Origin of the sequence: Brevibacillus nigriterrae (assembly GCF_049846925.1) — a bacterium.
Lineage (GTDB): Bacteria > Bacillota > Bacilli > Brevibacillales > Brevibacillaceae > Brevibacillus_H.
On record NZ_JBNCMT010000065.1, the window covers coordinates 1 to 10,722 of the forward strand.

Annotated in this window: 8 protein-coding genes; all 8 read left to right on the forward strand. The window is 34.1% G+C overall.

What is annotated here, in order from left to right; genetic code table 11:
- Positions 1-696 precede the first annotated feature (696 nt).
- The 8 genes from ACPW7N_RS26345 (at position 697) to ACPW7N_RS26380 (ending at position 10,553) form a co-directional block, all read left to right on the forward strand.
- Positions 697-1,344 carry a hypothetical protein gene (locus tag ACPW7N_RS26345; RefSeq protein ID WP_425654845.1) on the forward strand — a complete coding sequence of 216 codons (648 nt, stop codon included), beginning with the start codon at positions 697-699 and terminating at the stop codon, positions 1,342-1,344.
- Positions 1,345-1,932: 588 nt separating this feature from the next.
- A complete protein-coding gene (gene tcmP / locus ACPW7N_RS26350; RefSeq protein ID WP_425654846.1) occupies positions 1,933-3,216 on the forward strand; it encodes a three-Cys-motif partner protein TcmP in 1,284 nt (427 codons plus the stop codon).
- 60 nt (positions 3,217-3,276) lie between these two features.
- Complete coding sequence (locus ACPW7N_RS26355; protein WP_425654848.1) at positions 3,277-4,029, forward strand: DUF5131 family protein; 753 nt, start codon at positions 3,277-3,279, stop codon at positions 4,027-4,029.
- A gap of 587 nt (positions 4,030-4,616) precedes the next feature.
- A complete protein-coding gene (locus ACPW7N_RS26360) occupies positions 4,617-6,419 on the forward strand; it encodes a restriction endonuclease (protein WP_425654849.1) in 1,803 nt (600 codons plus the stop codon).
- An 80-nt stretch (positions 6,420-6,499) separates the two neighbouring features.
- Positions 6,500-7,363 carry a hypothetical protein gene (locus ACPW7N_RS26365; protein ID WP_425654850.1) on the forward strand — a complete coding sequence of 288 codons (864 nt, stop codon included), beginning with the start codon at positions 6,500-6,502 and terminating at the stop codon, positions 7,361-7,363.
- A gap of 328 nt (positions 7,364-7,691) precedes the next feature.
- Positions 7,692-8,456: a hypothetical protein gene (locus ACPW7N_RS26370; protein WP_425654852.1), complete on the forward strand. Its 765-nt coding sequence runs from the start codon at positions 7,692-7,694 to the stop codon at positions 8,454-8,456.
- Between the two features lie 214 nt (positions 8,457-8,670).
- On the forward strand, positions 8,671-9,885 hold the full coding sequence (locus ACPW7N_RS26375) for an AAA family ATPase (RefSeq protein ID WP_425654853.1): 1,215 nt from the start codon (positions 8,671-8,673) through the stop codon (positions 9,883-9,885).
- Positions 9,882-10,553 (forward strand): hypothetical protein, encoded by a 672-nt coding sequence (locus ACPW7N_RS26380; RefSeq protein ID WP_425654854.1) that lies wholly within the window; start codon positions 9,882-9,884, stop codon positions 10,551-10,553. Before ACPW7N_RS26375 ends, ACPW7N_RS26380 begins: the two co-directional genes overlap by 4 nt.
- The last annotated feature ends 169 nt before the right edge of the window (positions 10,554-10,722 follow it).

Here is a 10,722-nt window from a genome sequence, read left to right on the forward strand (position 1 = left end):
TGCAAGTCCGCATCGGACGGGAGGGTTCGAAGGCTTACGCTACGCGTAAGCCGCTCAGATTCCTACCTTAGTGTCGCGGAACGAAGTGGAGCATTTAAATAAGAGGGGAATCTGATTATCCCCCCGCCTCCACCTACATAAAAAAAACGCACCCCTTGTGGGTGCTTTTTTTTATGTAACGGTGTCGGCGGGCGAGGGATTTGATCTCGCAAGTCCGCATCGGACGGACGGGTTCGAAGGCTTACGCTACGCGTAAGCCGCTCAGATTCCTACCTTCGTGTCGCGGAACGAAGTGGAGCATTTTAAATAAAAGAGGAATCTGATTATCCCCCCGCCTCCACTATATATAATCATGACGACACCTGATTGGTTTTTTTATGTAACTCTGACGGAGGAAGACTGAGCGAAATGTTAAGACGCACAAAATCCTACCATAGAGCCCACCGAACGAAGTAAGGCAGTTTAAATAAGAGAGAAATGTATTATTCTCATACCTTCATCTAAATATTAATGATGTTACCTGTAAGGAGAGAGACGATCACAATTGGTAGAATTTCTTTGGTCGGTGGGGTGCAATAGTAATAGAAATAAAGGTTGGATCTTTTTAATCTAAGTAATACTAAAAAATTGCAACTTGGTACCCCAGCTCACGTAAAAACTAGGAAAGGATATTACATTTAAGAGGGGTGTTTAATCATGGAACAAAAAGTAATAAATTACTATATTAAAGGGCTTTCGAATTTTAGATTAATCGTGAAGAGGATTAAGATTGTGACATTATTTTATTTACTTTCAACATTTTTTTGGGCATTTTCATTTTTATTTTCTTTTTCATATCATAAAATTTTTTGGCTTCCATTTCTCACTACATTAGTTCAAATAATATCGTTTTTTTACTTAAACGGAAAAATAAAAAGACTCTTGATTCTAAGGTATAATTGCCGACAAAGAGGATTACTTTGGGATAGGAATGAGTTGAATCAATATAAGATGACTAAGTTAGATCGACTACTAATTAGATATAGAATTGATTCAGATAAACTAAGTAAGCTATCAGATATATTAAATAAAGAAGCTGAGAATTGGAAAATATCCAATTATATAGGATTAGGGATAATAGCAGTAATATTTGTACCAATCTGGTCCGAATTTATTGGGTGGATTTATAGTAAGGCTGAAAGTTTGACAGAAGCTCTAACATCAATGGTTTATTTGGTATTGTTTGGGGTTGTTTTGTGGCAATTTTTGTGGATGTTAAAATTGGTTTTGGAACTGTTTGATAACAGAAGCATAAAAACGAAGGAACTTGCTTTAATGATTGATAAGATATCATTAAGTAAATGAGTAATAGAACAGCGTTAGTAGGATACGCCGGAGGCTTCCGCCTGGAGCCAATGGAAGAAGATGAATCAGGCTAGGTAGCGGGTCAGCGTGTCACTCGCGAATCTTCTACCGAAATCTAAATGAGGGACTGCGCTCGGAGATGCTCATGTGTCGCTGTTTTCGGACGGGGGTTCAAAGGCTTCCGCAAAGCGGAAGCAACTCAGATTCCTTCCTTAGTGTCGCCGAACGAAGAGAGGCATTTAAATAGATAGGAATCTGATTATCCCCCCGCCTCCACCAATACATAGCGAGATGTCACCTGAAAGAGTGGCTTTTTTTATACGGGAGTTTTGAGGGGTTCGTGGAGGTTGTGAATCTTTGGTGTGACTGTGCTTGCTTGATGTACCGATTATGAATAACGAGACTGTCTCTCATAATGTACATTGACTACCGCAATTGATATGAGAGAACAGACAGTGAATTCACGATAGGACTTCTGATATAATAGAACTACAATAATAATTTCTCAACATGAAACGGCACCTAGATTTAAGGGTGTCGTTTTATGTATTTTCAGGAACTGTTGACCTAGGGGGAGGGCTGGCAAACATGAATACAGGAGAAAAGCATTTTGAAAAGAAGGACATACAGACAATCCTTAAACATATATTACTTAAGGACTATATGAATAGATGGGCAACAGTGTTTATGAAAGCCGCTATCAGCAAACAAATAAAAAAATGCCACTTTGTGGATTGTTTTGCTGGGGAAGGTTCTTTTAAAGATGGTCAAGATGGCTCACCATTGATTGCTATAAAAAACCTATTTAATTTGCAACGAGCATTTCATGAGAAATATGATAATAAATGCAGATTTTTTATTCATACCGTAGAGTTAAATGATGACTATCACCAGAAATTAGTACAGATGGGGAAGAACTCTTCTTTTCCAACACAAATAAACAATTACTGCGGTGAATTCAAAAATCATGTGCAGAAGTTAGTTAAATCTACTTTTGGTTCACCTGCCTTATACTTTATTGATCCATTTGGATATAAGGGTGTACACTTGCAGGACATTCAAAAAATTCTTGCGGTAAAATCCCATGAGGTATTGATTAATGTAATGAGTTATTCATTGGTGAGAAACTATAGAATCCAAAACAATCATTCGGAGCTTTGCAAATTTTTTGGTGTTCATGAAATACCTGAGAATATTAAAGAGTACATAAAATTGGCATCGAATGATAAAGTTCTGGATACAAGTAATAGTCGTTCACTATTTAAAAAACTTGAAAATGACATTATTGAGTTATACTCACAAAAACTTAGGCAAAGTTTTGATCATCCAGTTTATATTTTGAGCAAAAGAATATATAGTCCGATAAATCCAAATGTATACTTTCACTTAGTTTTTACAACAAAAAACAGGGCAGGGTTAATTGAGATGAAAAATACAATGGTTACTTTTGAGAGTCTAAGGATAAAAGCAGAAGAAGACTACATACGAACCAATAGTATTCAGAAAAATCTTCCTGTTGATGATTTATTCTCAGAAGCATATTCAATAGCAACTTATGATTACATAGACTTTGTTAGAGAGTTTATGAAAATCTTTAACAATGAAAAATGCACATATGGACAAGTAATTGATCATTTTCTTCAATACACTCCATTACCGTTTAGTGACAATGAGAACCAAAAAAGTATCGCTGATTTTTGTGCAAGACTGTTTGAGAAAAATAAGTATATTGAAAGATCTAGTCGAGCTTTTAAGAATTACAAAGTTGCAGATGATTTCGAGATTTACTCACGCTTGCCTGACAATTACTTGAAGTCAATCAGTATTGTTCAACCTGAATCGGAACAACTTAGTATATTCAATTTTATGTGATCTGAGTCAATTTATATAATATTACTGCTGTGTTACATTACTGAAGAAGGGGTGACGTGTATGGCGGCAAGTATGTCAAACATTGAATGGACTGAGGCTACATGGAATCCCGTCACTGGTTGCACTAAAGTATCTGAAGGTTGTAGATTTTGTTACGCTCACAAAATGGCTAAAAGATTACATGCAATGGGAAACCCTCGCTATGTAAATGAGTTTAGAGTAACTCTCCATCCTGATCTGGTAGAGCTACCGCTTTCATGGAAAAAACCTAAGAGAATATTTGTAAACTCAATGTCTGATCTTTTTCATGAAGACGTTCCATTAGAATTCATCAAAGATGTATTCAATACAATGGAACGGGCGTCGTGGCATACTTTTCAAATACTTACTAAACGCTCTGACAGACTATTGGAACTATCCTCTCAATTGTCATGGCCGTCAAATGTGTGGCAAGGTGTCAGTGTTGAAGATGAGCGAGTAATTCATAGAATTGACCATCTACGAGAAGTACCTGCTCAGATTAGATTTCTTTCTTTAGAGCCGCTTCTCGGCTCACTGGATAACTTAAATCTGACAGGGATTCATTGGGTAATTGTGGGCGGTGAATCAGGGTATGGTGCTAGACCGATGATGGAAGAATGGGTCTTTAATATACGTGATCAATGTCAGGAACAAAATGTGCCATTTTTCTTTAAACAATGGGGTGGTGTACAAAAACACCGAACCGGAAGAATGCTTGAGGATAGAACTTGGGACGAATATCCAAACCACTCTACGACCGTAAACAATAAGGAGCCGATTATTACAATGTAATCTGTAATTCTTACAATTAGAAAGTCACTTTAATGCGGTGACTTTTTCCTTTTTTAGGTAAATTAATAGGGTCGGATCGTATCAAATCGTAAACAATTGCATTCTGAATAAATAATAATAAATGCATCTTTTCAGAAGTAGTTGGAATTTTAGTCTGTTACTCGACTTCTGACCATACCCGCCCTTTCGGCTTGGTGTATAACATTTCTTTCTAAGTGTAATTGCCTCAACGATTCTATCTTTCAAAGAAATGGGCGTTACTTATCGAAAATTTTTAAGGTTTATGTAGAAACCGGGTATTTTGCGGTGTTTTTTCTCGTTTGTCTGGCTTTTAAAACCTTTGGAATACCTACGTTATAATTTCTCTATGTATATACCATGCATGTATTCATTTTGGTGTGACGTTGTGTTTTTGGTGTTGCACCAGTTTTTTCTTAAGGTTTGTTTTACAGGATTTTACCAAAAATCCACGAATAGCAATAGTTTGCAAAGAATCAGCGTTTATATTGTTTTTCGTGATGATGCATGCAGTTCAGATGGAATGTAGTGTATAAAGATGCGGAGTGCATAGATTAGGGTGATTTGAAGTGAAAAATAAGATGACAATAGGAAACGTTGGCTTTGGGTCATCACAAAATGTAGGTAGTCTCGAATTAAGTAATAATCTAATTCGATTCGTTCAATATAACGCAAACGAAAAAGAAAAATACTTAAAGCCGTTAGACAGTGAAAAAACTCGCTATTTACTTGAGTATACAAATCGATCAGTGGGTTCTTTTGCTTTTGTTGCACACATTTTATTAGTTAAAGAAAATGAGAGAAAAGTGATTGAAAATGTATTTTTAACTGATGAGGACGATTGTAGAAAAATCCAAAGATTTTTAGATTCTTTAAATTCTCTCTGTATAGAGGAAATTGAGAGAAAAAAACAGGAATTTAACTTAAGAATTCAAACCAGAATATCGAATTTAGGTACAAATTTTGAAGTAACCACTATAAATAAAGTGGGTTATAAATCCAAGCAAAATCTAGGTAAACTGATTCTTCTTGATGGGAATTTAGAATTTTGTAAGGACAATGGAGAGAGTGAAACACTTTGTTTGTTTCCATTAAATAATGAAGATGAATACTACTATATAGATAGTTATCATGAGTATCATTCAGGCTATATATCAGAAGAGATACCAGTAATTAAAATAATTTTGAGCAGGGGAATCTTTAATGAAGACATAGTAAAGCTGTACATAGTGGAGGAAGACCAGCGAAAGATTGTAGAGTTTCTTAATGATTTCAACACTAAGTGTAAAGAGGAAAACGATAAAGGAAAAGAAAAATTAAGAATCCAAGAAGAGAGGCTATGTGAAGATTTTGCAAATGAGGTTGAAACACTAGTATCTCATCTAGTTTCAGATAAACATATTTTTCAAATGACTAATAATTTTTTTGTAAATTATAACTTTGAGATTATCTTTGGACAGATAGATAACATATTTGAATTTGAAAAATTAATTGTAAAACATTATGGAGATATAGGAAAGAACACTCTCATATGGAGTCTTTGTAGAGAAGCAGATGCTTATAGCGAAGAGGAATCCTTTGATTTGAGTTTATTTTTAGGTCAGCTAATGTATTTTGAGAAATTTGGAAAAGTCTTAGCAAAAAGAGCATCTATAGAAGATGAAATAACTAGTGCTTTTGTGGCATGGAAGTTAATTAATTTAACGGCGATAGATTATTATCACAACAGTTTTCAACAAGAATACGGACAGTTTTTTGAAATCAATACAAATCTATCGTTAGAAAATTATATTGAAATTTATTCGAGTATAGATGTGATTGATCTAAGTTCGCATGAGCAAGCAATGAAGTTTATGTATTTTCTTTTAAAAAATGAAATTAGAATTGCTGATACAAACCAAAACTTATCCAAGTGTTTCTCTATAATTAAGGAAAACCTGGATGAAATAAAGCAAACCAAAGATTTAGATCAATTTGAAGCTCTTCTATTGAAAAAACCGTCTAGTAAAAGTATTTCAATAAATGATGTTGATTTAATGACGGGAAGAGAATTTGAAGAGTTCGTTTGTGAGTTATTTAAAAGAATGGGCTACAAAACGATTATTACTAAAGCCTCGGGAGACCAAGGAGTTGATGTAATAGCTGAAAAGAATGGAATTAAAATAGGAGTTCAAGCAAAATGTTATTCTAATGCGGTTCCTAATAAGGCTATTCAAGAAGTATCAGCAGGTTTAAAACATTATAATTTAACAAAAGGACTAGTAATAACAAATAACTACTATACTACCTCAGCATCTGAATTAGCTTATTCGAATAATATAATTCTATGGGACAGAAATGTATTAATACAGAAAATAACTGAATTGTTCTAAGAGTTTTACGCAAGTAAAAGCTAACTCTAGAAAAAATTGCAATGAATTAACTGATAAAAGAGTAATTGGGAGGGTAATATTTGAAAGATATTTTTAAATTCAGTATAAAATTTCTTTTTGGTATTATTTCAATAATATTACATTGGGTAAAGAATAATTTTGATAGAGGAAGTTACGAGGTGGTCTACTTTTCAACGTTTTTTATCATCATGGTACCTTCTGTAGTTTGGTTTAAAGGTGGATGGCCAGATATTTATTCTTTTATTGCTTTATCAGTCATTGTTGCTATAAGTGTATTTTCGTTTTACCATATACAAGCTAGAAAATCTAATAATCTATCTAATTATTTCAAATGTATGGCGAAATTAAGCTTCTACTTATGGATACTAGGTGTGTTTGTGACAACAATGATCTCACCGAAAATTACAATTTATTTATATATATTAACACTTACATCAACATTTTATTATATTGCAAGGTATTTTGTGGAAAAAACTCTAGATCACTGGTTTAAATATTTTATTCTGTTTATGTGTGTACCAGTGATTTCTCTATTCGTTAGTGACATATACATGTTACTAATTGCAGAAGAGTTTTCTTTTTTACCCTCAGATAGTATTCTTTTAAAAATGACTGTACTAATATCCATAGTGATTCAAAATATAATTATATTGTTTACGAGAAACCAAAGAATCGTAGAAGTTAAAGTTGCAACATATCTTATGTTAGCCCTGTTTTCGACTTTATCATACTGCTTTTTTATGAGTGATTTAATTGTATCTTTATTTAATCCTCAAACTATTAATAATTTCGGTGGAATAGAAAAAGTAAAACAAGATGTTCAAGAATTATTTAGTTGGATATTATTTCCTTACCTTGTAGGCACAGTTTGGGCTTGTTTTATCATAGAGTGGATTGAGAGAAATACTAAGAAGCAAGATTGAAGTATAGATTACACTCATTTTTGAGGATATAAAGATGTCTAGGATAGGGTGAGATTCTATACTTCGTTAGAAGATAGGTAAGTATTATATAACGGGTATTGAATAGGATTGAACCTGAAGCACGTAAAAATATTTTGAAACTATACTAACTCCAGCCACAGTGGAAGACAAATTGTCTCAATAAGCGATTCTAACGGATTGAGATAAAGTAAATTAGAATTGAGGATGTATTAGTATGCTAGAGGTAGAAATATCAATCCATATTAGAAATTGATTTAGAGAACTTCCAACTGAAAATTGATCTTTCTTTATTGAAAGGATGTTTAACATGTCAGATCCTTTTATTCAACAAACCGAGTCTCTTCTTGCAACCATTGTAAGATTATTTGCGTTGGAAGGATCAGCCAAAGAAGTCGCACTACTTGCAAATTCCAAGGTGAAAATCGAGCAAACTGGATATGATAATTGGAACGGAGGAATTTATTTTTACACGCTGTTTCTTCAGATCCCCATTAATTTATATTCTCAAACCAATGATGTGAAGGAAGACCTTCAAAAAAGTATTTGTGATAAGATAAATTCTATTATATATGAAGATCATTGTTCTTTTGAAAAGGTACAAATCTCACCACTTTTATCAAATGATCCGAATTGGCGCGACAAAGCAAATGCATGGTTGAATGGAAATAATATTTCTAACCAAGGTAGGGTAAGATCGGATAACATTGCCTCAAGGAATTGTGATGGATTATTATTTAGATCGCAACCAGAAATATACTTTTACAAAGCATTAAAATCATTAGGAATCTCATTTGCCCCTCTACCTGTATTTATTAAAGGTGGAAGTTCATACAAGAGAATTGAACCGGATTTTGTAGTAATAAAGGATGGTGTCATTTTAGTGGTTGAAATAGACGGAGACACTGTTCATAACGAAACACCCGCAGAAGCACATGATAGAACTACTATGCTGCTCCATGAAGGTGTACATTTTGAAAGATTAAAGGCGGATGAATGTGATTCGGAAGAAAAGGCTTTATTAAGTGCAAGAAAAATGATTAGTATAATCAATAAAATTAAAGAAGCCAGATAAAGTGGCTATTTTAATAGATAAGAATTGGATGAAGAAGATATCGCTATCTTTTGTTCGTTGAATAATATATATATATATAGTTGGTGATATTGGAGTATTTAACTAATTCTTAAGTTCAAGGATATCGGAAAAAACTTCCTTAAAAAACGAATAAGTTTACTTGACGAAAAAATTGTTAAAACTATATTAAAGAGTTTGACAATGAGGTGATTCTATGGAAATTACTATTTCAAATTTTAAATCATTAGTTGATGTTAGTTTCAGTCCAGGGACAGTAAATGTGTTTATTGGATCTAACGGGAGCGGGAAGAGCGCTATACTGGAGGCACTAGGTGTCCTTAGTTCTGCAATTTCTGAAAGAGTTGATGATTCCATTCTATACGGAAAGGGAGTTAGACTAGGTACACCGTCATTGTACAAATCTTCTTTCAAGGATCTTGAAAGGTTACCACTTACTATTGAGTTTGAAGTGAATTGGACGAATAACAATGATAACTGGCAATATAAAGTTAACTTAAGTAACCCAATTGATAATCCTAAACCTTCATGGGAGTATCACTCAGAGATATTAAAAAGAAATACACGAAAAATATTTGGACGATCACGAGCGACTAAATATGTATTAGAGAATTTTCCGGAGATTGAGATCGATGCATACAAAGGTCTACTATCTTTTTTACAAGGAATAAAAAGTAGAAATGATATAGGTTATGCAAGGGATCTATACGATCTGTTTAAAGACTATGCTATATATACACCGAATACAACAACCTTAAGAGGGATACAATCTGACCCTTTTCAACGTGAACCTGTTGGGTTACTTGGGGGAAGACTGTCTGAGGCCGTAGAAGAGCTATTAAATTTTAATGAGGATGTCTTTGGAACGATTGATCTTGATGATCTACTTGATCTATTAAACTGGGTAGGTTCTCTTCATGTTGGAAAAACATCGAAGGATATTATATCTCCGAACGTACCGGTGACTTCAAAAATAATTCGTTTTACTGATCGCTTTATGAAAGAGAAGAGAAATGAGTTAAGTGCTTATGATGCAAGTGAGGGTTCGTTATATGTGTTATTTCTACTTGCTTTGGTAATGCATAGGGAATCTCCAAGAATGTTTGCAATCGATAACTTTGATCAAGCATTAAATCCTCGATTGGCTAGAAAAGTAACTACCGTATTTTGTGAACAAGCAATATTACATAATAGAGTTTGTTTTCTAACTACCCACAACCCTTTAGTACTTGATGGTTTGGATCTAAAAAATGACCGAATTAGACTTTTTTCAGTAGATAGGAATTCAAAAGGACATACACAAGTTAACAGAGTATTACTGACAGATGAGTTGTTACAAAAAGGTAAAGAAGGTCATAGTCTGTCAAGATTATGGATAATGGGATGGCTTGGTGGGGTGCCCAACATATGAGAAACTTAACCTTTGGGATTGTATCAGAGGGCCCAACTGATTTTGAAATGTTAAGTCAGTTAATACAAAATATTCTACCTGGTGATCATAGATTTTTACCTCTCCAACCTGATTTATCTGAAACAGAAGGTTTTGGAGCGCATGGAGCTGGTTGGAAAGGTGTTCTTTCGTGGTGCAGTTCCTTTGATGAGCTAAATGTTTTAACGTATATGTCAAATGTTGGTATTGACGTACTGATAATACATTTAGATTCTGATGTATCAAGAGAGCCAGAAATTAACTGTGCAAAATCTTGTCCAGATGCGGATTTAACCGTAATTGAACTTGAGAAGAAATTGTCTCAACTACTTAACATAAATCAAATACCAAATAATCTAATATTTTGTATACCAAGCGATAACACGGAAGCATGGATTTTATCTGCTATTGATGGAGAAAATCATCATAATCCACCTTTTAAATATATTGAATGTACTCATAAGCCTGAATACATTATTGCTAATAAACCTTATAATCTATTAAAACGTAAAGATGGTAAACCTAAGAAGAGCCAAACTGTTTATAGAGAAAATTTAATACCAAAAGTAATAGAATCTTGGGAAAGTATTAAGAATTCTTGCTTTCAAGCGGAAAAGTTGAATAATAGGTTGTTACAAATTCCTAGATAAGACTTTTGAGCCTAATATCAGCTAGGTGCTACCACTCCATCGCCCATGTGGCGTGACTAGCACTCACTTCTAGTGGGATACGCCGGAGGCTTCCGCCTGGAGCCAATGGAAGAAGATGAATCAGGCTAGGTAGCGGGTCAGCGCGTCACTCCGCGAATCCTCTACCGAA

Coding starts and splice junctions, on each gene's coding strand:
- ACPW7N_RS26345 (WP_425654845.1), top strand. CDS start 697: ATGGAACAAAAAGTAATAAATTACTATATTAAAGGGCTTTCGAATTTT.
- tcmP (WP_425654846.1), top strand. CDS start 1,933: ATGAATACAGGAGAAAAGCATTTTGAAAAGAAGGACATACAGACAATC.
- ACPW7N_RS26355 (WP_425654848.1), top strand. CDS start 3,277: ATGGCGGCAAGTATGTCAAACATTGAATGGACTGAGGCTACATGGAAT.
- ACPW7N_RS26370 (WP_425654852.1), top strand. CDS start 7,692: ATGTCAGATCCTTTTATTCAACAAACCGAGTCTCTTCTTGCAACCATT.
- ACPW7N_RS26375 (WP_425654853.1), top strand. CDS start 8,671: ATGGAAATTACTATTTCAAATTTTAAATCATTAGTTGATGTTAGTTTC.
- ACPW7N_RS26380 (WP_425654854.1), top strand. CDS start 9,882: ATGAGAAACTTAACCTTTGGGATTGTATCAGAGGGCCCAACTGATTTT.